The organism is Clostridium acidisoli DSM 12555 (genome assembly GCF_900176305.1).
Classification (GTDB): domain Bacteria; phylum Bacillota; class Clostridia; order Clostridiales; family Clostridiaceae; genus Clostridium_I; species Clostridium_I acidisoli.
In genome coordinates this window covers 52,359-78,429 of sequence record NZ_FWXH01000005.1, presented here as the reverse complement: position 1 = coordinate 78,429, position 26,071 = coordinate 52,359, and the positions used below count along the sequence as shown (strand labels likewise).

Below are 26,071 nucleotides of genomic sequence, written 5' to 3'. Positions count from 1 at the left end.
TTATCTTCCCCCCTCTGATATCTTTTGAAGAATACCGAGTCCCATAAATGTTATAAGCATTGAGGTACCTCCATAACTAACCAAAGGAAGCGTTATACCTGTAAGTGGAATCATATTTGTAACTCCTCCAACTATAACTAAAACTTGTGCTGCTATCATTGAACTGTAGCCAACCGCTAGAAGTCTCGAAAATTTGTCTTCCACAAACAGCGCTGCTCTCATACATCTATAAAAAAGTAAAAAATAGAAAATCATTATAGCGAATCCCATTAAAGCGCCCATTTCTTCGCATATAGCTGAAAATATGAAGTCATCTATATTTACAGGTACATATTTAGGAAATCCTAGACCAAGGCCCGTTCCGGACAAGCCTCCCCACGCAATAGAGTACATGGATTGTACTACTTGATAACTTTCATTTGCCTTATATGGCCATGGGTTTTTCCATATCATAACTCTAAGCCTTACATGACCAAAAAGCTTATAACTAATGAATGCACCTATGGCAAATAAAACTAAACTTATAACTACATATTTTAGTTTTGATGTAGATATATAAAGCATTGTTACTGAAATTGCAAAAAATATAAGTGCTGATCCAAGGTCTTTTTGAAGAACCATAAATCCAAGCGTAACCATTACCACACAAGCTGGTTCTATAAGCTGTTTAAAATTTTTATAATCCTTAAGTGCTGATGCTAGATAAGCAATTAAAAAAAGCTTACCAAACTCAGATGGCTGAAAACTCATACCATGAAATTTAACCCAGTTTTTTGAACCTAACTCTTCAGTTCCAATAAAAGTTGCCATTGAAACAAATATAATTGTGCCAACTAAAAATACATATTTAAATTTTGCATACTTTTTAAGTTCTGGTAATAAAACAACAATAAGTATAAAGCAGGCTATTCCAAGTACAAACCATATAATTTGTCTTATTGCACTTGTAGAACTTAATCTATAAATCATAACCATTCCTATACTTGAAAGTATACAGGCAAATATAAGTATGTATTTATCTCCATCCGGAAAAAATCTTCTAACTATGAAATGTGCATATCCCATAAGTACACAGATAACAACTCCAATTACAATTGCTCCAGTATCGAATGTAGATTTTATTATAGATAAATTAAAGAATCCTATCAAACAAAAAAGATATGTTGCTCTTAAAAGTTTCTTTTCTTCTCTTAAACTGTCCATATCTTCACCTATCCTATCACTTTAAACACAGTTGTTCCAATCTTAATTTCATCACCCGATCTAATGTACACCTTATTTTGAATTCTATCACCATTTAAAATGGTACCATTTGTGCTTCCTAAATCCTCCAGAACATATGCGTTATTTTTTGGAAAAATCCTAGCATGATGTCCTGAAACATAACCTTCTTGAATTACAACTGCGTTTTCTTCTCTTCTTCCTATTGTTATTTCACTATTAATTGGTATAACTGAACCGTTTTTCAACATTTTACTCATCCCTGAATCAATAACTTCAAGTCCAAATGTCTTTTTTGAGGTCCTGCTGCTCATCTGTTTTTTATCTCCATTTTTCATATCTTTATACATTATTCTAAGTGCAAAGATTATAATTACATATATAACTCCAATAATAATATACTTAAAAATAGAACTTAATCCATTAAGTCCAGAAAGATTTATTGCTGCTAAATATAGATAATTTGATACCAAATGTTTCACCCTCTTATAACTGTAATAATAAAAGACTAGCCTGTATTATTTGATGCTAGTCCTAGTACAATTATAACATCTTTTTTAAATATTGTCCTGTATAGGAAGAATTATTTTTAACTATGTCCTCTGGTTTACCGCTAACAAGTATGTTACCGCCCTTTTCCCCGCCTTCAGGTCCAATATCAATAATGTTATCAGCACATTTTATAAGATCTAAATTATGTTCTATTACAACAACTGTGTTCCCAGCATCAACTAGTCTTTGGATTATTAAGATTAATTTTTTAACATCATCAATATGAAGTCCAGTAGTTGGCTCATCAAGTATATACAAAGTTTTTCCTGTTCCCCGTCTAGAGAGTTCGTAAGCAAGTTTTATTCTTTGAGCCTCTCCTCCTGACAACTGAGTTGATGGCTGACCAAGCCTTATATATCCAAGACCAACATCCATAAGTGTGTCTAATTTATTTTTAATTCTTGGTATATTTTCAAAAAACAATTGTGCTTCTTCAACAGTCATATTTAATACATCGTCTATATTTTTGCCTTTATATTTTATTTCTAATGTCTCCCTATTATACCTTTTTCCTTTACAAACTTCACAAGGTACATAAACATCTGATAAAAACTGCATTTCTATTTTGATTATTCCATCGCCCTTGCATGCTTCACACCTTCCGCCTTTTACATTAAAGCTAAATCTTCCTGGTTTATATCCTCTCATTTTAGAATCATTTGTAACGGAAAACAATTCTCTTATTATATCAAAAACACCTGTATAAGTTGCTGGATTTGATCTTGGAGTTCTACCAATTGGGCTTTGATCTATATCAATAATTTTATCTATATTTTCTATACCTTTAATTTCCTTATGTTTCCCTGGATTTGCCTTGCTGTGATTTAATTTTTTATTAATTCCTTTAAATAATATTTCATTAACCAGAGTACTCTTACCTGAACCTGAAACTCCAGTAACACAATTAAATACACCAAGCGGAAATTCTACATTAACATTTTTAAGATTATTTTCCTTTGCTCCAATAATCTTAATTTTTTCCCCATTTCCTTTTCTTCTTTCCTTTGGAACATCAATACTTTTAACACCTGTAAGATATTGTCCTGTTATTGATTCTTTACATTTTTTTATATCCTCTACACTGCCTGCTGCAACTACTTTTCCGCCATGTTCACCAGCACCAGGTCCTATGTCAACAACATAATCTGCAGCTTTTATAGTATCGTCATCATGCTCAACTACAACAAGCGTGTTTCCTATATCCCTAAGATGTTTCATTGTCTGTATAAGTTTATCATTGTCTCTCTGATGGAGTCCAATACTAGGCTCATCAAGTATATACAAAACTCCAACTAAACTTGAACCAATTTGTGTTGCAAGTCTTATTCTCTGTGATTCTCCTCCAGAAAGTGTCTTTGCTCCTCTTGTAAGATTAAGATAATCTAGCCCCACATCTAATAAAAATTGAAGTCTTCCTTTTATCTCTCTTATTAGCTGATTACTGATTATTTTATCCTTTTCACTTAATTCTAATTCATTTAAAAATTTAAGTTCATCTCTTATAGGGAAACTACAAAATTCATGTATGTTTTTGCCTCCGACAGTAACAGCTAACACTTCTGGTTTAAGTCTAGCTCCCTTACATTTAGGACATGGGGTATCACTCATAAAGTTTTCAATTTCTGTCTTAATGTAGTCTGATCCACTTTCCATATACCTTCTTCTGAGTTCAGTTATTATACCTTCATAACTATGATTAAATTGCATATTTTGATTATCTTTTGTGTAGTATACTGTAATTTTTTCTCCGTTATTGCCATAAAGTAATATATCTTTAACCCTATCTTCTAAATCTTTTATAGGAGTATCAATACTAAAATTATACTTTTCTTGAAGTGCTGTTAAAATTGCATAAGTCCAGGACTCTTCCTTTAATCTTCCATCACCCCAAGAAGCAATGGCTCCTTCTGAAATGCTTTTAGTCTTATCGGGTATAATAAGATCTTCATCAATTTCTAAAAGAGTACCCAGTCCATCACAAGTATCACATTTTCCAAAAGGCGCGTTAAATGAGAACATTCTTGGTGTTAATTCATCTAAACTTATACCACAATCAGCACATGCAAATGCCTCACTAAAAATCAAATCTTCTTTTCCTACCACATTAATAACTACTGTACCATCTGCTAGTTTTAAAGCTGTCTCTAAGGAATCTGAAAGTCTAGTTGCTATTCCTTCCTTAACTACAATTCTATCTACTATTGCTTCAATATTGTGTTTTTTTGTTTTTTGAAGTTTGATTTCTTCTTCTTCTAAATCTACAATTTCACCATCTACTCTAGCTCTTACAAAACCATTTTTCTTAATATTTTCCAGAACTTTAGTATGTTCACCTTTTCTGCCTTTAACTATAGGTGCTAATATTTGTATCTTTGCTCCTTCACCAAGTTCCATAATTTTATCTATCATTTGATCCACAGTCTGCTGCTTTATTTCCTTACCACATTTAGGGCAATGAGGAACACCAATATTAGCATACAAAAGTCTTAAATAATCGTATATCTCAGTTACAGTTCCAACTGTAGAACGTGGATTTCTCCCTGTTGTTTTCTGATCAATAGATATTGCAGGAGACAAACCTTCAATTGATTCAACGTCCGGTTTATCCATTTGACCAAGGAACTGTCTTGCATATGATGATAATGACTCCATATATCTTCTTTGTCCTTCAGCATATAAGGTATCGAAAGCAAGTGATGATTTTCCAGAACCTGAAAGTCCGGTAAATACAACAAATTTATCTCTCGGTATTGTTAGATTTACATTTTTTAAATTATTTACATTTGCTCCCTTTATAACTATTTTGTTCTCCACTTATTTTACACCCCTCATTTGTTTCTTGTGTTCCTTCTTAAGCTTTAAAATAATATCTCTAAGCTGTGCTGCCCTTTCAAATTGTAGATTTTTAGCCGCATTATTCATTTCTTCTTCATATTTTTCAATAAGTTTCTCTATATTTTCAGTATTAGCTTTTATGGCTTCTTCTAAACTGTTATATTCAGCATTTTCTTCTGCTACTTCTGAAATTTCAATTATTTCTCTTATATCCTTTTTAACTGTTGTTGGGATTATACCATTTTCTTCATTGTATTTAATTTGTATAGCCCTTCTTCTATTTGTTTCATTTATAGCCCTATCCATAGAATTTGTAATTGAATCTGCATACATTATAACCTTGCTCTCAGAATTTCTAGCAGCTCTTCCTATGGTTTGAACAAGTGAGGTTTCTGATCTTAAAAAGCCTTCCTTATCTGCATCAAGTATTGCCACAAGTGCAACCTCTGGAATATCTAGCCCTTCTCTTAATAGGTTTATGCCTACTAAAACATCCGCCTCACCTTTTCTAAGGGACTGTATAATTTTCATTCTCTCTATTGTGTCTATACCTGAATGCATATATTTAGCTTTTATATTCATTTCCTTCAAATAGTCCGTTAAATCTTCTGACATCTTTTTTGTGAGGGTAGTTACTAAAACCCTAAATCCTCTGGCTATAGTTTCATTAATTTTTGAATAAAGATCATCAATTTGTCCTCTTACTGGAAGCACCACTATTTCTGGATCTAATAACCCCGTTGGTCTTATTATCTGTTCTGCAACATTTGTAGAATGTTCAAGTTCGTATTTGCTTGGAGTAGCACTTACAAATACAACCTGTTTAAATTTCTTTTCAAATTCATCAAATTTAAGAGGCCTGTTGTCAAAAGCAGATGGCAGCCTAAATCCATAATCCACAAGGGTGTTTTTTCTAGATCTATCTCCACCGTACATAGCTCTAACCTGAGGTAGTGTAACGTGACTTTCATCTATAAAAAGCAAAAAATCCTCTGGGAAATAGTCTATAAGTGTTTTAGGTGGTTCTCCTGCTTCTCTTCCATCCATAATTCTTGAATAATTCTCAATACCAGTACAATATCCTACTTCTCGCATCATTTCTATATCGAAGTTTGTTCTCTGTTTAAGTCTCTGAGCCTCTAAAAGTTTATCCTCTGAAATAAGCTCTTTTAACCTTTCCTCAAGTTCCCACTCAATTTGTTTCACTGCCATTTCAATATTTTCCTTTGAAGTTGCAAAATGAGAAGCCGGAAAAATTACTGTATGTTTTAAAGAGCCAACTATATTTCCGGTTAAGACATCAAATTCTCTTATTTTATCAATTTCATCTCCAAAAAATTCAACTCTAATACCTTTGTTTGTAGCTGAAGCAGGAAATATATCTAAAGTATCTCCCCTTACTCTAAAAGTACCTCTCACAAAGTTGATTTCATTTCTTTCATACTGTATTTCTATTAATCTTTTAAGTACTTCGTCTCTGTCTTTTTCCATACCTTCCCTAAGTGAAATAGAAAGTTTCCTGTACTCATCTGGATTACCTAATCCATATATACATGACACTGAAGCAACTATTATAACATCATTTCTCTCAAAAAGAGATGATGTTGCTGAATGTCTAAGTTTATCAATTTCGTCGTTTATAGATGCATCCTTTTCTATATATGTATCAGTTTGAGGCACATAAGCCTCTGGTTGATAATAATCATAATACGATACAAAATATTCCACAGCACTATTCGGAAAGAAATCCCTGAACTCAGAACATAATTGTGCTGCTAATGTCTTATTATGTGCCAATACTAAAGTAGGTTTCTGTACCCTTTCAATTACATTTGCCATAGTGAAAGTTTTACCTGATCCAGTAACTCCTAAAAGTGTCTGAAATTTATTTTTATCTTCTAAAATACCTCGTGCTAAACTATCTATTGCCGTAGGTTGATCCCCTGTTGGTTTAAATTTTGAACTTATTTTAAATTCACTCATAATTTCACCTCAATTTGAACGCTTGTTCGTATTTTAATTTTATACTTTAACATATTCGTTGTCAAACATTTTAAGTGAAATTTAAAGAAAAATCCATCTTAAAATGTTTAAGATGGATTTTTCCTATTTATCTTCATCGTCTTTATCTTGTACTTTTGCCTTATCTAATATATCTTTGAACTTACTATTTTTGTACTTCATAACTACACTTTCTTTTGAAATGTTTTTTGGCACAAAAATTATCCCAAGTCTCTTGCTTTTGTTCATCTTGTTATAATCTAACTTAAGTAGTTTTCCCTTTACTGTTTTAATTTTAAGCCACATAAAATTAGATATATTTTTTAAAGCTTCAATCATGTCCTGTTCATTTAATATCTTTTTGTCATTAACCTCTAAAAGTAAATCTCCGCTCCTTATTCCCATCTCATAAGCTGGTGAAAATGGTGCCACTTCTAACACCATGAGTCCATCATCTCCACTTAAATATCTAGGCTTACCTTTAAGTTCAAAATACATTTGAGCTTTAAGCATTACTTCATGTAATAGAGGTGCTAAAATTGCAACTATAAATTCAGCAATCAATCCCGTTCTTGCAAGCTGTGCTACTACAAGTAAAATCAATCCGTATCCCAAAATACATATACCTGAACTTACAGCTTTTTCCCTTTTAGTTTTTGTGAATGTAATTGAGCTATAACCAAGCATTCCATAAAAAGGTATCAACCCAATTACAGCACTAGCTGTAATGTTAAAATAGCTGCTTTTTATTATAGGCCAAAAATTAGGTGTGGCAACATTAAAGGTCCCACTCATAGATCCGGCATTATGGATTAAAAACATTACTGCTACTGGCATTGCCCAATATCTTTTTAAAGCAAAGCCACCTATAATTTTATTATCTTTATTTGTGAATACAGGTATAGCTCCCTTATGTCCATCAATCATAACTAAAATTCCTTCAATTATGTGAAGTACAGCCACAAGAGACATTATCATCATCACATCTGTATTTAAAAAATTATATTGCGTTAAATCTTGATTTCCGTATTTTGAAAACAATTGAAAAACAACACTTAGTATCGATAAAATTCCTGCTGAATAGGAGAAGCATATAAACCTACTCCTAAACAGCATTAAAAGTATCGATACCATAAACAAAAGTGAAATAGTAACTTGATTATCAAATACTATACCCAAATATGAAAGTATCAAACTACCTATTGCACCTGCCAATATTCCTAATACAATCTGAGAAATTGTAAGTTCAAAAGCGGAATTAATATATTGCCCAATAACCATCTTTTGCATTGTCACGGTTCTTCTATTTCTCATATATAGTACAGCTGCTAAAACAATTAGGGTTATTATATATGGCATTGTCAATATAGCTTCTGCAACAGTTCTCAGTGTATATACTGCAATATTCATTAAAAATTTAATCCCCTCTCAAACTAAAACTTAGGCACATGCCTTATTTAACCTTCTCACTTACCATATCCAATGCCTTTTTAAACTGAGGATCAGTATTTCTATCGTACACCTTATTCATTAAATCCTGTGGGTATTTAATTTCAACATCTGGTTTAAACCCTGTATGATTTATATTTTCACCAAGAGGAGTATACCATTTTGCAATAGTTACCTTTAATTGTGTACTGTCTCCAGTATTAAGTGTACTTTGAACTATACCTTTTCCAAAAGTCTTTTCTCCTATTAAAGTTGCTGCTTTGTAATCTTTTAAAGCTCCAGACAATATTTCTGATGCGCTTGCTGTATTCCCATTTACAAGTACCATAAGCGGCATTCCTATAGCCGATCCACCATCTGATTTATAAACTTCTTTCTTGTTATTTTTATCTACAATGTAGGTAACAATTTTATCTTTTTCAATAAAGTTAGAAGCTACACTTACACTGTCTTCTAAAACACCACCGCCATTATCTCTAAGGTCCAGTATAAGCCCTTTCATTCCTTTACTTTGGAGTTCTGCAAGTTCTTTATTAAAGTTTTTACCAGTATTTTCATCAAACATCGTAATGTTTATATATCCAATTTTATCATTTATCATTTCACCAGTAACTGTACTATATGAAACTTTTTTTCTTGTAGCTTTTACATCAAAACTACCCTTTCCTGCTCTATTTAAAGTTATTGTAACATCCGTGTTTTCTTTTCCTTTCATCATAGAAACAGCCTTGTTTAAATCATTTCCAGTAACTGCTACTCCTCCAACTTTTTCAATTACATCCTTTGCTTTTATCCCTGCCTTTTCTGCTGGAGAATCAGCAAATACAGCCTCCACAACTATTTTATTGTTTTCATTACTAACTTGTATTCCTATTCCAACGTAATCCTGTCCTTGGATTTGAGAATTAAAATCTTTACTTTCACTTTCATCCATAAATACAGTATATGGATCTTTAAGTGAATCTGTCATTCCTTTTATAGCTCCTGACACTAATGTATCATCACTTATTTTGCCATTATAATACTTATATAATTCGTCTCTAACTAAAAATAATTTTTGAAACTTCATTATCTCATTATATGAACTCCTACTAATTTCAACATTACCATTTGTAAGACCTAAGGAAACTCTATTTCCTATAAAAAAAGCTGCTATGTCTGTAAGTAAAACTATAACTACAGTAATAGCTATCCATTTCTTCTTATTTTTCAACAATGCATTCACCTCTTCGTAATATGTATTTATATATTATTTATGTAAACATGAATTAATTATAACACTAGAATTAATTATTTGCAGAATTCTTTTATTAATTATAATATTATTAACAAATATAAGGTTAAAATCTTTAGTCTACTTAATTAACGAAAAAATACGCCTCAAATCAGAAATTTATTTCTGATTTGAGGCGTCATATTAAAATTCATTAAACAATTAAGAATTTTCTTATTGAAAGTATACTTCCTAATGCTCCTATAAATATTCCTCCAAGTATAAATGCCCATGAAAGATTAGTTACAAAATACATAGGACTTACTAAATTAATCATCATAGAAACAAATGATGTTGCTCTTCCATATATAAACACATAAGCATAATAAATTGCAATATCAGCTACTATAGCTCCAAAGAGACCAATTACCATACCTTCAATAATGAAAGGCCACCTTATAAACCAATCCGTAGCACCAATATATTTCATTATACCAATTTCCCTACGTCTTGCATAAACTGTAAGTTTTATTGTATTTGATATTAAGAATAATGAAACACCAATAAGTATTAGGAATAATATTATACCTACCCATTGGATAGTTTTAGTAACAGCTGAAATTTTATTAACTATATCTCTTCCATCACTAATTTCATATATACCTTTTGCACCCTTCATTGCACTTTCTACTTTTGTTATGTCTTCAGGGTTCTTAACCTTAACAATATATGCATTTGGTAATGGATTATTTTCTTCCATACCTGAAAGTAATTCCTTATTCTTTGACCCTAGTTCTTTTTTCCATTGATCTAATGCTTGACTTTTAGTCTGAAAAGAAATGCTTACAATTTCAGGAGTTTTGTTTAACTTATCCAAAATACTCTTTTGGTCGTCAATCTTTATATCATCATTCAAAAATACCTGTGCTTCAACTTGAGATTCAACATCTGTAATTCCAACTTTTACATTCAGAAGAATCATAACAAACGCACCTAACACAAAAAGTGTAGCCATAACAGTGGCAATCGAAGCTATACTTATAGTTTTATTTCTTCTTAAACTTTTTAATGCATCCACTATAAATAACTTAATAGTACTAGGCTTCATCGTATCCACCCCTTTGCTCATCTCTTGATAATGCACCATTATCAATTGCTATAACTCTCTTTTTCATATCGTTAACTATGTTCTTAGCATGTGTAGCCATAAGTACCGTTGTTCCCGCTCTATTTATATCACTTATAATTGTCATTATTTCGTGCGCTGTATCTGGATCAAGATTTCCAGTAGGCTCGTCCGCTATTAGAATTGCAGGGTTATTTACTATAGCTCTTGCTATTGCAACTCTTTGTTGTTCTCCTCCTGAAAGCTGATTTGGAAAGGCTTTATATTTATCTGATAAGCCTACCATAGATAAAACTAATGGCACTCTCTTTTTAACTTCTTTGTGGCTTGCTTCAACAATTCTCATAGCAAATGCTACATTTTCATATATATTCAAAGTAGGTATCAATCTGAAATCTTGAAATATCATTCCAATCTTTCTTCTATAGTAAGGAATTTGTTTTCTTGTTAAAGTAGTAATATCAGTATCGCTAACTATTATAGTACCTGATGTAGGGTCGATTTCTTTCATTAATAATTTTATAAACGTAGACTTTCCTGCACCACTTGGTCCAACAAGGAATACGAACTCTCCCTTTTCTATCTGTATATTAATGCTTGAAAGCGCCAAAACATCATTTACGTATACTTTACTTACGTTTTTAAATTCGATCATCGCTCTTTCCCCTTATTTATATTGATTTAAACGTTTTTCATAATACAAATTTAATTATAACATAATTCGCATTTTGAAAAAATTGTTTTTCATTTGTATAACTCTATATAGATGACTTACTGCAATTATACATAATAATACTCTATAATATAAGTTTTTTCTACAGGATATTATTTCATTCGAAATCATTTCCATAAAAACTATTCTTCACCAACTATATTATTAAACCCTTCACCTAAAACTTCACGAGCATCGGAAACTGTTATAAATGCCATTGGATCTACTTCTTTTATATATTTTTTTAATTTAATAAACTCGCTTCTACTAAGAACTGTGTATAATATATATGTATCCTCCCAAGTGTATCCACCTTTGCCACTAAAAATGGTACATCCTCTTTCTAGCTTTTCCATTATATACTTGCTAAGTTCATCATTTTTTTTACTTATTATCATTACTTGTTTACATATATTAAAACCTTCAATTACATTATCAATTATAAATCCATGTAAAATAACCGAAAGAAGTGAATACATACCAAGTTCAACTCCTAATGTTGCAAATGCAAACAAGGTTATTATGAAATCTACAATTAACAATGATTTACCAATATCTATATGAAAAAACTTGTTAAGGATTTTAGCAATGATATCTGTACCGCCAGTGGAAGCATTTTGATTAAATACTATTCCCATTCCAAGTCCGCCAATTAAAGTTCCAAAAACAGCTGATAAAAATACATTTGTTGTTATTAATCCATTTGGTACAAGTTTGTCAAGTACCCAAACAGCTCCTGAAAGTCCTAAACTTGAATATATCGTTTTTATTCCAAATTTCCCGCCAATGGCTGAAAATGCAAAAACAAACAACACTAGGTTTAATATAAACATAAGCATACCTACAGATAAGTTAGGTAAAACTTTATTTATTATTATGGCTATTCCCATAACCCCACCTGCTGCTATTTGGTTAGCTTCCAAGAAAAACTTTACACTTATAGCTACTATCAAGAAACCTATAGTAATTAAAAAATACTCCTTAACTTTCTTCATTCTACCACCCTTAACATGTTATATCTACATTTTTAGATTTTGTTTACTTTAAATTAACACCTTTTTTAACAGCGCTTACAATATCCTGTGCAGTTAAACCATATGCCTTTAATAATTCATCTGCTTTTCCGCTTTCTCCAAAAACATCCTTTATTCCTACTCTTATGACTGGAACTGGGAAGTTTTCGCTTGTAACTTCAGCTACAGCAGAACCAAGTCCACCAATTATACTATGTTCCTCAGCAGTAATTATTATTCCTGTTTCTTTTGCTGCCTTAACAATTATTTCTGCATCTATAGGTTTTATTGTATGAATATTAATTACCCTTACATCTAACCCTTCTTGCTTTAATATTTCATGTGCTTCTAAAGCTGCATCTACCATTATACCAGTTGCAATAATAGTAGCTTTTGTTCCTTTTTTTAATTCTACGCCCTTACCAATTTCAAATTTATATTCAGGTGTATCATTGATTACATTTACTGGTGCTCTTCCTAGTCTTACATAGCAAGGTCCATTGTATTCTGTAATAGCTTCAATTACGGCTTTTGTCTCTACAGCATCACTTGGGCATATAACTGTCATGTTAGGTATACTTCTCATAAGTGATATATCTTCAACGGATTGATGAGACGCTCCGTCTTCACCTACTGTAAGTCCTGCATGTGTAGCACATACCTTTACATTAAGTTTTGGATAACATATTGAGTTTCTTATCTGCTCAAAAGCTCTTCCTGTTGCAAATATAGCAAATGTACTTGCAAATGCAATTTTACCACATGTTGCAATACCAGCAGCTGTTGACATCATATTTCCTTCTGCTATTCCCATATTAATAAATCTTTCTGGACATACTTTTTTAAAATCAGCTGTTTTTGTAGATTTTGATAAATCAGCATCTAAAACAACAATTTTTTCATTTTTAATACCTATTTCTGCCAGTGTACTTCCATATGCTTCTCTAGTTGCAATCTTCTTTGCCATTATATTATTCCCCCAATTCCTTTAAAGCTTCTTCACATTGTTCCCTACTTGGTGCAGTTCCATGCCAGCTAGCAACATCTTCCATAAAGCTAACACCTTTACCTTTTATAGTTTTACAAACTATTACAGTAGGCTTACCCTTAGTATTTCTAGCTTCTTCAATAGCTGCTATTATCTGATTAAAATCATGTCCGTCTATATCAATTACGTTCCAATTAAAAGCTCTAAACTTATTACTTATAGGTTCAGGAGACATTACATCTGTGCATTTACCATCTATTTGTAATCCGTTATTATCAACAAAAGCTGTTAAATTATCTAATTTATATTGTGCTGCTGCCATAGAAGCTTCCCAAACTTGACCTTCTTCAAGTTCTCCATCCCCCAAAATTGAATAAACTCTATAGTCTTTTTTGTCGATTTTTCCAGCAATGGCCATTCCTACAGCTGCTGATATTCCTTGACCAAGTGATCCTGTTGACATATCAACTCCAGGTATGTAGTTCATATTAGGATGTCCTTGAAGTATTGATCCAAATTTTCTTAACGTAAGTAACTTTTCTTTATCAAAATAACCTTTTTCAGCTAATATACTGTATAATGCTGGTGCAGCATGCCCTTTTGACAGCACAAATCTATCCCTATTTTCATCATGGGGATTTTCTGGACTTACATTCATTTCTTTAAAATATAATGTAGTTAGTATTTCTACGATAGATAATGATCCACCTGGATGTCCTGAAGCTGATTCTGTCAGCATTGTCACAATATGTTTTCTTACACTTTTAGCCGTATCTTGAAGCTTTGATAAATCGTTTTGCATGTTGTTAAACCTCCTGTATTTACAATTAAATATGAAATTTATTTACACATAATTCTCTATATAGTATAACACATTTATTAAATATACTACATATATTTATTTATTAAAAAGCACCCTAGTTGTATACTAGAATGCTCTCTTTGTTAATTACACTTCAAAGCCATACTTATTATTAGTGCTGTTTGCACCTTTTCCATATCGCTGTCTGTCATATGACCTATTTTTTCTTTTAGTCTCTTTTTATCAAGAGTTCTTATTTGTTCAAGTAAAACTACCGAATCTTTATTTAGTCCATATTCCTCTGAAGAAATTTCTACGTGTGTTGGCAGCTTTGCTTTGTTTATTTGCGAAGTAATCGCAGCAATAATTACTGTGGGGCTGTATTTATTTCCTACATCATTTTGAATTATAATAACAGGTCTTATTCCACCCTGTTCAGATCCAACAACCGGACTTAAATCAGCATAAAATATATCTCCTCTTTTCACCACCATCGTCATCAGGCAAATCACTCTCCGAAAGCTTAACTTCATATTCTTTCAATTCACATATATCAGAACAAAAACCCATTTCACATATCTGAAGGTTTAGTTCTGCCATCTCCATATAACCGTTTTTCATCTCTTCCATTAGATGAATTTTTTTCTTTTCCTCTATATATAGTATTATTGCTTCACGAATAAATTCACTTCTTTTTTTGCAATCTTGTTTTAGTGCTTCATCAAATTCAGAACATAATGTATCTGAGAGGTCTATGACTAATTTCTTCGATTCAGACATTGAACAATTAATACCTCCTAATTAAAAACGAAAATATGTATACTACGATTATAATTCAACTTTTGTCAATATGTCAAAGGATTTACCTATTTTTTTATATATTTTTTGCGGTATATATTATACGTAATTCCTTATCTTTACAACTTCATTGTTTTTAATGTATACCCTTGGAACTCTTTTACTTATCATGCATACTATCTCGTAATTAATTGTGCCCAATATATCTGCTATGTCATCCGCATTAAATCTTAAGTGTTCTGATTCCCCCATAAGGATGACTTCATCTCCAAGCTCTACCCCCTCTAAATCAGTTATGTCTACCATACATTGATCCATACAAATACGACCAACTACCGGTGCAAATTTATCATTTATTATTACTTTTGCTTTCGGGTACATAAGCCTTGTATAACCATCTGCATAGCCCACTGGAATAGTTGCTATAACACTATCCCTTTCACATTTAAATTTTCTTCCATAACTAATATACTCTCCACTTCTAACTTTTTTTATATGAACTATATTAGTTTTTAGGGTCATAACTGGTTTTAACGGTAATTTTTCTTTATGAACTTCTTCCGATGGATAATATCCATATAAAATTATTCCAGGTCTTACTGCATCAAAATGTGTATCTGGTAAGTCCATAATTGCCGCACTATTTGCTATATGCTTTATCTTTATATAAACATTTTTATTGTTAAGTTTTTCAATAAACCATTTATATTTTTCTAATTGACTGTTTGTGTATTCTTTATCCTCTTCATCTGAGGTTGAGAAATGTGAAAACAATCCCTCTATTTCTATATTTGGCAAATTGCTTATTTTATATACATTATTAACACTTTCTTCATCAGGTATAAATCCTATTCTTCCCATACCTGTATCAAGTGCAATATGTATTTTCACCTTCATATGTTTTTCTACTGCAAGTTTTGAAAGCTCTGCTGCATATTCATAAGAAAATACAGTTGGTGCTATATTATATTGGAATATATCTTGTGCTAAGCTAAGTGGTGTGTACCCAAGTATCATTATTGGCGCTTCAATTCCAGCTCTCCTTAGTTCTACCCCTTCGCTTATAACTGCAACTGCAAGTCTTGTTATCCCATTTTCTAAAAGTGTAGGGACTATATCTACGGCTCCATGTCCGTAAGCATCCGCTTTTACAATACCAATAACGTCCTTACTTTTTGCAAGTTTCTTTATACCTTTTAAATTGAAGGATAAATTATCAAGATCAATTTCTGCCCATACTGGCCTTAAATGTCTAAACAACTATATCACTCTCCTAAAATTTTTCTTTAGTTTATATTGAAAGCTTTTTTATCAATATTAACCTGTGAATTAAAATTTTCATACTTTATTATTATTTTTGGGGCTCCATCTGTGTCATACAGTGCAAGTGTCCTAGGTGCTTTTTCTTTTAAATTTACGTATAGACTTCCTTTCCTTATGTTCCTGTTATTGCTTGGTATTGATACATTTATAACCTCATATTTATCCCCATTTATATCCTTATAGGAAATGTCCTTGTCATCTTTTGAATATGCAAGTTTAATAAATTCTTCTATAAAACTCATTTTATATATGTCATCTGTACTATCGTCCTTTGTATACTTTTGTCCATTTATTAAATCGGATACATAAATTTTGTTATTTTTATATATCAATACTCTTTCTTTGTTTAATTCAAACCTGTACCCTAGATTTAAAGAATAAATCTGTTTACCTGTGTAGTCTATTTTCTGTTTATCATTTTGAACTGTTATTGATACATCCACACTATAGTTTTTTAAGTTTTTTAAATAGGGTGTTAAATCCTTTGTTTTTTCTCTTCTTGCATTACAGCCCACGGCAACAACTGCCATTAAACTTATCATTATAAGGGCAAATATTAATTTTTTCATTTTTCCTCCTAAAACACTAAGTACCATTATTAATAGTATTCAATGTACTCGGAAAATAAAACAACAATTTATTATATTTGTTCTTTACAATAATATACTACATAATCTCCTCTTATATGAATAGTACCACATATTAAAAAATATACCTTACTTGTGGACCTATAATTTTTCAGCAGATAATTTTCTTTATAACATATGGGATTTCTTTAAGTAGCTCCGTAACATTTACACTAAACATTTTTTCAGAAAGCTTTTCTCCACATGCCCCATGTATATACGCTCCAGCTGAAGCCGCTTTTATAGGCTCTAGCCCTTGTGCTATTAGTGCTGATATAATTCCCGTGAGGCAGTCACCCATACCTCCAGATGCCATAGCACTATTTCCTGTAGGATTAATATATACAGCTTCACCATCCGTTATTACCGTGTTATATCCCTTCAATAATAAAATTACTCCATGTTTTCTAGCAAATTCTTTAGCAACTGTAATTCTATTATTGCTTATATATTCTATTGAAAATCCACTCAACCTTGCCATTTCTCCTAAATGTGGTGTTAATACTATTTTATTATTTTTATTGCTAAGTATTGTCAAATCTTTGCTTACTGCATTTATAGCGTCCGCATCTAGGACTATAGGACACTGTGATTTTATTAACACCTCTTTAATTAGCTTAAAGGTTTCTTCAGTGTTTCCCATACCTGGCCCTAGCGTAGCCACATTTGTTTTTTCTAAAAGCCCATTAACTTTTTCTTTGTTTTCAGATGAGACTGTCATAGCCTCTGTAAGTTTTCCTCTTAGAATTTCTAATATATCCTTAGGACAACATAGCGTAACAAGTCCAGCGCCTGCCTTAACTGCCCCCTCTGTGCAAATATATGCCGCTCCTGCATAATCATAAGTTCCTGCAAATATAAGAACTCTTCCGAAATCACCTTTATGTTCATATTTTCCTCTAGGCTTTATATTGCTACGTATAAACTTTTTATCCAAAATCACTTGCTCTGCTACAAACTTATCAATTACATTCTGTGGAACTCCTATATTCTCAACTATAACATCTCCAGTATAGTTACGGCTTCCATATTTAAAAAATCCTTGCTTATACATTTGGAAAGTAATAGTTATATCACTAATAATACTAGTGCCTAGCACATCTCCATTATTCGAATCAATTCCAGTTGGAACATCTATAGAAACTATATACTTAGCGTTTTCATTAATAATGGATATTACTATTTCATAAATTCCAGTAATTTTTCTTCTTAGTCCAGTTCCCAGCATACCGTCAATAACAACATCTGCTGATATTACCCCTAATTTAAAATCTTCTATATCGTCTGAGGTGATAATATTAGAAACTTTAACACCAATATTCCTCAATATTTTATAATTTACTGAACAACTTTCACTCATATTTTCAAGCTTCCCAATAAAAAACACCTGTACTTTTTTATCCAATGCAAAAAGATGGCGTGCAACTGCAAAGCCATCTCCCCCATTATTACCCGAACCACATACTAAGACAAAAGATTCATTATTTTGCAAGTTTAAATTATTTAAAACCTTTACTGCCGCATTCTCCATTAATACAAGTTCTGAAATACCAAGATTTGAAATACAGTAATTATCAATTTTTTTGAAGTCCTCACTTGCTGCAAATTTCATATGTTATTTTCCTCCTATGCTAATAATTATTTTACCTCTATAACAGCATAAGCAATTGCATTTTCTCTACTATGAGATATACTTAAATTTATTTTATATTCACCAAATTTTTGAGCAACCTGCTTTGCCTTACCCCTTAAGACAACAACAGGCTTTCCATTAGCATTCCTATCAATTTCTATATCTTTCATACTAAACTGAAAAATTCCCGTACCAAGTGCCTTTGCAACTGCTTCTTTGGCTGCAAACCTTCCAGCTGCATACTCTGGTCTAAAATTTCTGCTCTTCAAGTATTCAATTTCATTTTGAGTATAAATTTTTTCTAAAAAAAAAGAGTTTTTTTCAATAGCATCTTTTATTCTGTTTATTTCTAGTATGTCTACTCCTACTCCTACAATCATAAAATGAACCCCCACTAAAATTTATTAGGTTGCTAAAAAATAAATCTGAAAAACCTAATAATATTATAATATATTATTGATATTATATGTAATTAATCTAAGTTTTTTTACCAAATGTTTTTAATTAATAATATAAGAGAGGGGATTCCTCTCTTACATTATTGAAATATTCTTATTTATACTATCAAAATCCCCAATGTATTCATCTACATACTCTCCTAGAACTTCTACAAAATTAATTGGTGAAACTACATTGTCACATAAGAGTTTTGCAAGTGCTTGTACTTTATATCTATGTGGGCTTATGTTTTTTATTATATTCCGTTCAAAATTAAAAACCTTTCCAGACTGTATATCTTTTCGTTCAACTTCAATGCCATACGATTGTATTTGTTCTCCTGAGCACTCATTACGAATAAAACTAGACCTAAGAATTTTATATTCGTATTTACGTTCAATCCCATTGTCATTAATTGATTTGATTAACGTGTCCATTACATACATCTTAGAAATCCCCCCAATAACTTTATGAGACAATACTATCACTAGATTTTAAAAAAACATGTCGTTTTGTGTTTTTGCACAAATATTTTTTATCATTCTAAAATGACATATTTTCTTCTAATGTATCAGTTAATTATCTATATAATATCTATATTCGAATTTAGTAATAAAATTTTATGCACTCCATGTCGGTATATGTATTTTCTTGTTTAACGGTTTTTAATAAAAAGGTACTTTTAAACAGAACTTTTTTCCTCAAGCCGCTCTCCGCAATCATTCTTAACCACATACTAGCTATGTTAAAGTATTGTATTGATATGTTTAAAATTCTAACATTTGGTTATAATCTTAGAAATAAAATATAGGAATATCAAATACATCAAATTTAATATGATAGGAGTATTTTTTATGGAATGTAAAGATGCTATTAAGTATTATAATCCTGAACCCACATTAAAAGAATGCACGCCACAAAATATAATTTCCATTGTATCAAAAACAAAATATAAAAATGGCCGCTATTGTCCTCACTGTAATAGCAAGCATACAGTCAAAAATGGTACTCATAACGGAATCCAACGATATAAGTGTAAAGAGTGTAATAAAACGTTTTGTGCAACAAGCCTCACTCCATTAAGCAAAACCCATCACCTTGACAAATGGTCTACTTTTATAAGTTGCATGATTAATGGATATTCTCTTCGAAAATCTGCAACAATTGTAGGTGTTAGTTGGGTTACTTTATTTTACTGGAGACATAAAGTCCTTACAAATTTGAAGCAAAAAACTTCAAAAATCTTTAAAAATATCGTAGAGATTGATGATACTTATTTCACTTATTCTGAAAAAGGTAACAAACATATTATTAACCGCGTACCACGCAAAAGGGGTAAATTACATAACCATTTTGGAAATGATGATAATTATGTATGTGTATTGAATGCCATAGACAGCGAAAATCGGATTGTATCAAAAGTAGCATGTTTAGGCATGATTAAAAAAAGCAGAATCGAAAAAATAATAGGCCATTGCTTAAGTAAAGATAATATATTGTGCACTAGTAATTGGCGAGAGTATAAAAATTTTTGTAAAATGAGAGGAATAAAACACTACATTATTACATATAACAATTTTCATATAAAATATAATATAAAAAAAGTTAATAGCTATATTATACGATTAAAAAATTGGATAACTAAATTTAATGGGGTTGCCTCAAAGTATTTAGATAATTATGTTATTTGGCATAAATTTTTAGCTGGTATAAATTTCTCGAATAATAAAAAGAACGTATTGGTTTTCCTTGTAACTTCATGCATGTATTCTGAAATGACAACTTTTGATTCTCTACGACTTTCTCAATTCTCTATTAACTAAAATTAGAAAATTGTTCTGTAAGCTCAATAAATCTTTTTTCAATTATCAATATAATACTTTAACATAGCAACTATGTAGTGTATAGTATACTTTCCATACGAAAATATAAACATATGCACGTTTGGTATTTCTCAAATTAACAATTATCAGACATACTTTATCTTAGATTTTTCTTAATATTTTTATAAGCCACTTCAATAGCCTTCACATCGTTTTGATCAGAGTTAACATTAGAAAATTTTGTTTTGTTGTAAATTTTACTAATATTATTAGCTTCCTCTTCAGAGCATAACTTTTTCTTTACAATATCCGTAAGTTCTGTAGCTGTATGATAAAATTTAAAAATCCCCAACTCGCTAGTTAACCTTTCAAATTTTAGGTAGGTCAATCTTATCTTGTCATTATTAGATAATCTTTTTCTAAAAAATTTTATCATTGATTTATTATCCCGAGTATCTCCTATATTTTCAACTTGAATAACTTCATCTTCAGAGTTTTTAAGGATTTTTTTATCATTTCCCCTTAAAAAGTACTTAATAGAGAAATAAACTACTAAAGCTATGATAATGAAAACTATAACCTTTAGTATAGCATCTAAATATATAAAACCATTTCCAGGATTTTTTATCGCATTAGTTTTGGAGCTTACTCTTCCATCTCCTTGATTTATAATTTTTTTTACTGAAGACTGAGAAAATTTTAAATGACTAAAAAGTGCACCTAAAATAACAGCTACCACAGAAATTATACAAGTGGCAATGACATCAAGTAAATAATTTAGAAATTCTAATAAAATAGAGACTACCTTTATTACTTCTTTAAAGACAGCATCTAAGCTCAAAAACAACATAAATATCGTAATAAAAATACTATTTCTCATAGACTTTTTATTTCGTATGTTTGACAGAAAATCTCTTGTCTCCCTAAGTAGCAAAACCGCAAAAATTATAAAAATCAGATAGAATTTAAATAGCTCCTGTTTAAGTTTATAATCAGCTAAATATACAAATATAATTGACACTGCTAATACTAATATCATGTTCCTTACTTCATCTTTAAATAAAATATAATCTACGCTTTTTAACTTAAAACACTTAACAATAATAAGTGCTAAAATCCCCAAAATCCCTACCAAAAGTAGGAGCATTGAACCTTTAAAAAAGGCATTGGCAATTATACTCCAAATTATAAATCCAAAACTAAATACACATAGGGCGTACAGAACTTTAATTCCTATAATATGATATTTTTTATCATTCATAATAGACACCATCATCACAGGATACATCAATTATCTTGAGATTTATCCCGAGCCTTTTCATAGCTGATATTTGACTTTTAATATTCTCATCCATAAAGCATGTAATCAAAACATATACCGTATTTCTGTCAAAAATATTACGATTTTTCTTAAAATAAACATCTAGGCATCCATTAATATCATAACCAATTCTTGCACAGATCTCAGCAACAATTTCAAAAGATTTTAAAGAAGGAAACACGCCTTTAAATTCCCTTGAGGACATACCTGTAAGCATTGCATTTGTATAAAATCCTGTCTCCACACCAAATTTAATTGAATTTTTTGTAAGTGAAATAGACATTTCTATAGCTTTCTCAATTAATTCAGGTTTAATATTTTTCCAATACGGCTCCCCACACTGCACATTCAAAATTATAGATAACTTCATATTAGAAGTGCTATCATATTCATTTACCATAAGCTTTGACATTCGTGAACTAGCCTTCCAGTTTATATCCTTCATTCTATCATTTACAGAATAATCCCTAATACCTTTAATATATAAATTATCCTCTGCTAGCCACCTTCTTATAACTCTATCACCTAAACTTCCCAAATTTTTAACTTTAAAATTTTCAATAGGCACTAATTTAGGATAAACAATCACTTCATTATAATTATCAAACTTCTTCGTGTTAAAGGAAAACCCAAACATATCTCCAACAGAAGCCTCAATTCCATCAAATAAATATACTCCTCTTTTACTAATTTTCCCCTTAACACTCCTCTTAATCCTTTGATTTTTACCTATCTTAAACTTATACAAATCTTCACCTTCAAAGCTCCTACTTAAAATAACATTGCTCGGTAAAGCCTGTTTTAAATTCAAATAAGATATAGATAGCCCCTTCTTGTTTTCAACAATAGTTGTTATTGTAAATTCTTCATTTATATTGAGTTTATTCTTATTAATATATCTATCAATAGTAAGCTTATCAAACCCCCTTTTTCTAGTAATATCAGCCACTAGAAAAAGTACCGCTCCAATGAAAATAAAAATCAAATATTCAAACATAAATTACTCCTCCACAAAATCATAATTCTTCATGGGGAGTTTTTATGGAATTCACGACTTTCTCAATAAATAAATCATCCTCGCCATTTAATATAACTCTATGACTAAGCACAGGCGCACTCATTTCCTTAACATCTTCTGGTGTAACAAAATCCCTTCCATTTATAGCTGCAAAAGCTTGGCTAGCCTTCATAAGAGACAAACTTCCTCTAGGGCTTGCTCCAGCTATTGTAAAATCAGACTTTCTAGTGGCATCAACAATTGCAATAATATAATCCTTAATATCATCGCTGACATAAACATAACTGTAATTATTCTGAACATACTCTATTTCCTCAATATTTACCACAGGCTTTAACTCTGAAATAGGATCATTAAGAAGGAATCTATCTAAAACTTCTTTTTCCTCTGACACCGTTGGATAACCTAATGAAATTCTAATAAAAAATCTATCAAGTTGTGCCTCTGGAAGAGGAAAAGTTCCAAACTGTTCCACAGGATTTTGAGTAGCCACAACAAAAAATGGTGATTTAAGTTTTATCGTATTTCCCTCAACGGTTACTTGTCCCTCTTCTAAAGCTTCAAGTAATGCAGATTGAGTCCTTGGTGTAGCTCTGTTTAACTCGTCAGCCAAAATAAATTGACTTAATATAGGCCCACCTCTAAACTCGAACTCAGAAGTTTTTTGATTATAAAAATACAAACCCGTAATGTCTGAAGGCATAATATCTGGAGTAAACTGTATCCTTTTAAAACTACAATTTAAAGACATTGCCATGGCCTTTGCAAGTTTAGTTTTTCCAAGGCCTGGCATATCCTCAAGTAATACATGTCCACCACAAATAAATGCCACTATAATTTTATCAATGATTTTTTCCTTACCAACAATAACTTTACTAATATTATCATTTACTTTTTTTCTAAAATCCACAAACGCCTGAGTCTCCATTAGTTCATCTCCTGATAGTTTAGTTAACCTTAAATTTATTTACTAAATTAAATAAAACCTGTGCCATAGCAGCTTGAGCCTCTGCCATAGCAGATAAATCCTGCATTGCCTTGGTAGATTCCTCAACGCTTAAAAGTATTTCGCTAGAATTGTTTGCTGATTTTGAAGTAGAATCAGCAGTATTTTGTATGGCTTCTCCAACTTGATTAACAGATAAATTTATTTTTTCTGCCATATCTGCTATATTTTCATACATGGAACTAATTTTGCTGGAATCTGATTCATATTGCTCACCTGTATGTCCTAAAGCTTCATAATCATTTTTTACCGTTTCATCAATGAATTTAAGAACTTCTGATGCATTTTGTGACAAATTTTCAAAAGCTGCCTTGACCTTAATTATTGTACTTTGTATCACAGCAACAGTATCGGATGACTGCTCCGCAAGACTTCTTACTTCTTCCGCCACTACAGAAAATCCTTTTCCATGCTCCCCAGCCCTAGCAGCTTCAATAGCCGCATTTAAGGCAAGCATGTTTGTCTGTTCTGCTATACTAGCAATAATATCTGCCATATTGCTAATCTCATCAACAATCTTTCCTTCTTCAATTGCTTTTATAATTCCATCATATCTATCCTTATATAACACATCACTGTTTTTTATCTTCTTCTTACTATCAAACTTAACCTCAGTAGCATGATTTCTTATCTCAAAGGATAAATCTTTTCCCTTGCCCGTCTCATTTGCTAGATTGTTCACTGTGGAATTTATCTCCTGAATAGCTGCACTGACTTCTTCTGTAGCTGCACTAGAATTATCAATCTCCTGGTTTATTTGCTTTACAGAACCATCTATAATATCATATTTAGCCGAAAGTTCCTCTGCTGTAGCTGAAAGTTCTTCACTTGCAGAACTCATATTAGTAGTGCTTTCAACTACAGACTTAATAATATCCTGCATACTAGTAGCCATTATATTTAAATTACCTGCCATTTGACCAAGCTCATCTTTTGTATCAATTTCAAGACGTTTAGTCAAATCACCATCAGCTACCTGACCTGCAAATTCATTAACCTTTTTTATATTTTTAACGATATGTCTGGATAAAAATAATATTAAAATAATGCATATTATTAATGTTATAATTCCAGTTAAGAGCAATTTATAAAATAAATTGTAAATTGGTGCATTCAACTCTTTTTGAGGTATTGTAAGTGCTACAATCCATCCTGTTTCTGGTACAACTGAATAATAGACTTGATTTTCTCCGTTAGCATCCTCAAAACTTGTAACTCCACTTTTAGCTGAAATCATGGTTTTACCAGCTTTAGAAAAACTCTTATTACTTTCATTAGTTATTTTAGCCTTCATAATCTTGCTTGAATCTGAAGTAGAAATATAAGTTCCACTTTTATCAATAAGAAATGCCCTTCCAGTTGTTCCCACTTTAACATTTTTTATATCTTTTTGCAATGTAGATAAATCTATATCTGCTGTAGCAACACCTAAAAAATTCTTATTATCATCAAAAAAAGGAGCTGTAGCTGTTACCATAGAAATTTTAGTAACATCGTCCACATATGCATCACTCCATACAACTTGATCTGTTGTATTTTTTCCTATCTGATACCAGTCATTTTTAGTGTAATCATAACTATTATCATTATAATCATCCAAATATGTTATAGTCCCATTTTGTCTACAAGCATAAGGAGCAAAATTTTTAAGACTTGGATCATATTTATTTGGCTCAAACCAAATTCCAGTACCAAAAGTCTCTGCATTTGTTCCAGTAAATTTAATTACAAGATTTTTATAAGCATCTTTGTTTAATGTATTTTTAGATGTCTCAGCAATTTTAGCCAGACCTTCTGCCACTTTTGCATGCCTATTTAATCTGTTTTCAATATCAGAAACTTCAAATTTAACTTGCTTATCCATTTTCTCTGACAAATCCACAGCTATTTGTTTTTTACCATAATTATAGCTTATAAATGTAAATATACACGTAGCTGCTAGAAATATAGGAATTAATGTAATTAATATTTTAGTTTTAATGCTTTTAAAACTCATTTTCAAGCCCCCTAGATATTTATGTCTTATTATATCAAATGAATTTCGACATTTTTATTGCAATTCCTTTAAAAAGCATTAACATTTTCTAATAATTATTTAATTATTTTATGTAATCGTTTATAATTTCATAATAGCAAAAGGGTTCCATTAACCCGAGGTTAATGGAACCCTTTT

General features: G+C 31.1%; 23 protein-coding genes. 1 reads left to right on the top strand and 22 read right to left on the bottom strand.

The genetic code is table 11. From position 1 onward, the window contains the following. From B8978_RS09160 to B8978_RS09075, 18 genes are all read right to left on the bottom strand, one after another. Positions 1-1,203 carry an FtsW/RodA/SpoVE family cell cycle protein gene (locus B8978_RS09160; protein ID WP_084115433.1) on the bottom strand — a complete coding sequence of 401 codons (1,203 nt, stop codon included), beginning with the start codon at positions 1,201-1,203 and terminating at the stop codon, positions 1-3. A gap of 8 nt (positions 1,204-1,211) precedes the next feature. After that, a complete protein-coding gene (locus tag B8978_RS09155) occupies positions 1,212-1,694 on the bottom strand; it encodes an FHA domain-containing protein (protein WP_084115431.1) in 483 nt (160 codons plus the stop codon). Positions 1,695-1,764: 70 nt separating this feature from the next. After that, a complete protein-coding gene (gene uvrA, locus B8978_RS09150; RefSeq protein ID WP_084115429.1) occupies positions 1,765-4,587 on the bottom strand; it encodes an excinuclease ABC subunit UvrA in 2,823 nt (940 codons plus the stop codon). Then, positions 4,588-6,591 carry an excinuclease ABC subunit UvrB gene (gene uvrB, locus B8978_RS09145; RefSeq protein WP_084115427.1) on the bottom strand — a complete coding sequence of 668 codons (2,004 nt, stop codon included), beginning with the start codon at positions 6,589-6,591 and terminating at the stop codon, positions 4,588-4,590. Positions 6,592-6,714: 123 nt separating this feature from the next. After that, the gene (locus B8978_RS09140) at positions 6,715-8,019 is read right to left on the bottom strand and encodes a PDZ domain-containing protein (RefSeq protein WP_084115425.1); all 1,305 of its coding nucleotides are present in this window, start codon (positions 8,017-8,019) and stop codon (positions 6,715-6,717) included. A 43-nt stretch (positions 8,020-8,062) separates the two neighbouring features. Continuing rightward, on the bottom strand, positions 8,063-9,271 hold the full coding sequence (locus B8978_RS09135; protein WP_084115423.1) for a S41 family peptidase: 1,209 nt from the start codon (positions 9,269-9,271) through the stop codon (positions 8,063-8,065). 214 nt (positions 9,272-9,485) lie between these two features. Beyond that, positions 9,486-10,379, bottom strand: coding sequence for a permease-like cell division protein FtsX (gene ftsX / locus B8978_RS09130; RefSeq protein ID WP_084115422.1), 894 nt, complete (start codon positions 10,377-10,379; stop codon positions 9,486-9,488). After that, complete coding sequence (gene ftsE / locus B8978_RS09125; protein ID WP_084115420.1) at positions 10,369-11,052, bottom strand: cell division ATP-binding protein FtsE; 684 nt, start codon at positions 11,050-11,052, stop codon at positions 10,369-10,371. Before ftsE ends, ftsX begins: the two co-directional genes overlap by 11 nt. Before the next feature lie 200 nt (positions 11,053-11,252). Then, positions 11,253-12,104 (bottom strand): YitT family protein, encoded by an 852-nt coding sequence (locus B8978_RS09120; RefSeq protein WP_084115418.1) that lies wholly within the window; start codon positions 12,102-12,104, stop codon positions 11,253-11,255. 43 nt (positions 12,105-12,147) lie between these two features. Then, on the bottom strand, positions 12,148-13,089 hold the full coding sequence (locus tag B8978_RS09115) for a transketolase family protein (RefSeq protein WP_084115416.1): 942 nt from the start codon (positions 13,087-13,089) through the stop codon (positions 12,148-12,150). A gap of 4 nt (positions 13,090-13,093) precedes the next feature. Beyond that, on the bottom strand, positions 13,094-13,912 hold the full coding sequence (locus B8978_RS09110; protein WP_084115414.1) for a transketolase: 819 nt from the start codon (positions 13,910-13,912) through the stop codon (positions 13,094-13,096). Positions 13,913-14,055: 143 nt separating this feature from the next. Further along, positions 14,056-14,412, bottom strand: a complete 357-nt coding sequence (locus B8978_RS09105) for a type II toxin-antitoxin system PemK/MazF family toxin (RefSeq protein WP_084115412.1) — start codon at positions 14,410-14,412, stop codon at positions 14,056-14,058. After that, positions 14,372-14,692: a CopG family ribbon-helix-helix protein gene (locus B8978_RS09100; protein WP_084115410.1), complete on the bottom strand. Its 321-nt coding sequence runs from the start codon at positions 14,690-14,692 to the stop codon at positions 14,372-14,374. Before B8978_RS09100 ends, B8978_RS09105 begins: the two co-directional genes overlap by 41 nt. Positions 14,693-14,809: 117 nt before the next feature. Beyond that, a complete protein-coding gene (gene alr, locus B8978_RS09095; RefSeq protein ID WP_084115408.1) occupies positions 14,810-15,970 on the bottom strand; it encodes an alanine racemase in 1,161 nt (386 codons plus the stop codon). 26 nt (positions 15,971-15,996) lie between these two features. Beyond that, a complete protein-coding gene (locus B8978_RS09090; protein ID WP_084115406.1) occupies positions 15,997-16,602 on the bottom strand; it encodes a germination lipoprotein GerS-related protein in 606 nt (201 codons plus the stop codon). A gap of 169 nt (positions 16,603-16,771) precedes the next feature. Next, on the bottom strand, positions 16,772-18,271 hold the full coding sequence (locus tag B8978_RS09085) for an NAD(P)H-hydrate dehydratase (protein WP_084115404.1): 1,500 nt from the start codon (positions 18,269-18,271) through the stop codon (positions 16,772-16,774). Positions 18,272-18,297: 26 nt separating this feature from the next. Beyond that, positions 18,298-18,672: a holo-ACP synthase gene (gene acpS / locus B8978_RS09080; RefSeq protein WP_084115402.1), complete on the bottom strand. Its 375-nt coding sequence runs from the start codon at positions 18,670-18,672 to the stop codon at positions 18,298-18,300. A gap of 153 nt (positions 18,673-18,825) precedes the next feature. After that, the gene (locus tag B8978_RS09075) at positions 18,826-19,176 is read right to left on the bottom strand and encodes a DUF6514 family protein (protein ID WP_084115400.1); all 351 of its coding nucleotides are present in this window, start codon (positions 19,174-19,176) and stop codon (positions 18,826-18,828) included. 408 nt (positions 19,177-19,584) lie between these two features. Here B8978_RS09075 and B8978_RS09070 point away from each other — a divergent pair, with 408 nt between their 5' ends. Then, positions 19,585-20,553 carry an IS1595 family transposase gene (locus B8978_RS09070; RefSeq protein ID WP_084115398.1) on the top strand — a complete coding sequence of 323 codons (969 nt, stop codon included), beginning with the start codon at positions 19,585-19,587 and terminating at the stop codon, positions 20,551-20,553. Between the two features lie 157 nt (positions 20,554-20,710). On the opposite strand, the gene B8978_RS09065 is transcribed toward B8978_RS09070, so the two are convergent. Genes B8978_RS09065 through B8978_RS09050 form a run of 4 tightly spaced genes read right to left on the bottom strand, consistent with a single transcriptional unit; the run spans position 20,711 to position 25,894 of the window. Continuing rightward, the gene (locus B8978_RS09065) at positions 20,711-21,814 is read right to left on the bottom strand and encodes a hypothetical protein (protein WP_084115396.1); all 1,104 of its coding nucleotides are present in this window, start codon (positions 21,812-21,814) and stop codon (positions 20,711-20,713) included. Then, on the bottom strand, positions 21,807-22,871 hold the full coding sequence (locus tag B8978_RS09060) for a DUF58 domain-containing protein (protein WP_084115395.1): 1,065 nt from the start codon (positions 22,869-22,871) through the stop codon (positions 21,807-21,809). Before B8978_RS09060 ends, B8978_RS09065 begins: the two co-directional genes overlap by 8 nt. A gap of 19 nt (positions 22,872-22,890) precedes the next feature. Beyond that, positions 22,891-23,820, bottom strand: a complete 930-nt coding sequence (locus B8978_RS09055; protein WP_084115393.1) for an AAA family ATPase — start codon at positions 23,818-23,820, stop codon at positions 22,891-22,893. Between the two features lie 19 nt (positions 23,821-23,839). Continuing rightward, positions 23,840-25,894 (bottom strand): methyl-accepting chemotaxis protein, encoded by a 2,055-nt coding sequence (locus B8978_RS09050; protein WP_084115391.1) that lies wholly within the window; start codon positions 25,892-25,894, stop codon positions 23,840-23,842. Between the last annotated feature and the right edge of the window lie 177 nt (positions 25,895-26,071).

Coding starts and splice junctions, on each gene's coding strand:
- B8978_RS09160 (WP_084115433.1), bottom strand. CDS start 1,203: ATGGACAGTTTAAGAGAAGAAAAGAAACTTTTAAGAGCAACATATCTT.
- uvrB (WP_084115427.1), bottom strand. CDS start 6,591: ATGAGTGAATTTAAAATAAGTTCAAAATTTAAACCAACAGGGGATCAA.
- B8978_RS09140 (WP_084115425.1), bottom strand. CDS start 8,019: ATGAATATTGCAGTATATACACTGAGAACTGTTGCAGAAGCTATATTG.
- ftsX (WP_084115422.1), bottom strand. CDS start 10,379: ATGAAGCCTAGTACTATTAAGTTATTTATAGTGGATGCATTAAAAAGT.
- ftsE (WP_084115420.1), bottom strand. CDS start 11,052: ATGATCGAATTTAAAAACGTAAGTAAAGTATACGTAAATGATGTTTTG.
- B8978_RS09120 (WP_084115418.1), bottom strand. CDS start 12,104: ATGAAGAAAGTTAAGGAGTATTTTTTAATTACTATAGGTTTCTTGATA.
- B8978_RS09115 (WP_084115416.1), bottom strand. CDS start 13,089: ATGGCAAAGAAGATTGCAACTAGAGAAGCATATGGAAGTACACTGGCA.
- B8978_RS09110 (WP_084115414.1), bottom strand. CDS start 13,912: ATGCAAAACGATTTATCAAAGCTTCAAGATACGGCTAAAAGTGTAAGA.
- B8978_RS09105 (WP_084115412.1), bottom strand. CDS start 14,412: ATGACGATGGTGGTGAAAAGAGGAGATATATTTTATGCTGATTTAAGT.
- B8978_RS09100 (WP_084115410.1), bottom strand. CDS start 14,692: ATGTCTGAATCGAAGAAATTAGTCATAGACCTCTCAGATACATTATGT.
- B8978_RS09090 (WP_084115406.1), bottom strand. CDS start 16,602: ATGAAAAAATTAATATTTGCCCTTATAATGATAAGTTTAATGGCAGTT.
- B8978_RS09085 (WP_084115404.1), bottom strand. CDS start 18,271: ATGAAATTTGCAGCAAGTGAGGACTTCAAAAAAATTGATAATTACTGT.
- acpS (WP_084115402.1), bottom strand. CDS start 18,672: ATGATTGTAGGAGTAGGAGTAGACATACTAGAAATAAACAGAATAAAA.
- B8978_RS09075 (WP_084115400.1), bottom strand. CDS start 19,176: ATGTATGTAATGGACACGTTAATCAAATCAATTAATGACAATGGGATT.
- B8978_RS09070 (WP_084115398.1), top strand. CDS start 19,585: ATGGAATGTAAAGATGCTATTAAGTATTATAATCCTGAACCCACATTA.
- B8978_RS09065 (WP_084115396.1), bottom strand. CDS start 21,814: ATGAATGATAAAAAATATCATATTATAGGAATTAAAGTTCTGTACGCC.
- B8978_RS09060 (WP_084115395.1), bottom strand. CDS start 22,871: ATGTTTGAATATTTGATTTTTATTTTCATTGGAGCGGTACTTTTTCTA.
- B8978_RS09055 (WP_084115393.1), bottom strand. CDS start 23,820: ATGGAGACTCAGGCGTTTGTGGATTTTAGAAAAAAAGTAAATGATAAT.
- B8978_RS09050 (WP_084115391.1), bottom strand. CDS start 25,894: ATGAGTTTTAAAAGCATTAAAACTAAAATATTAATTACATTAATTCCT.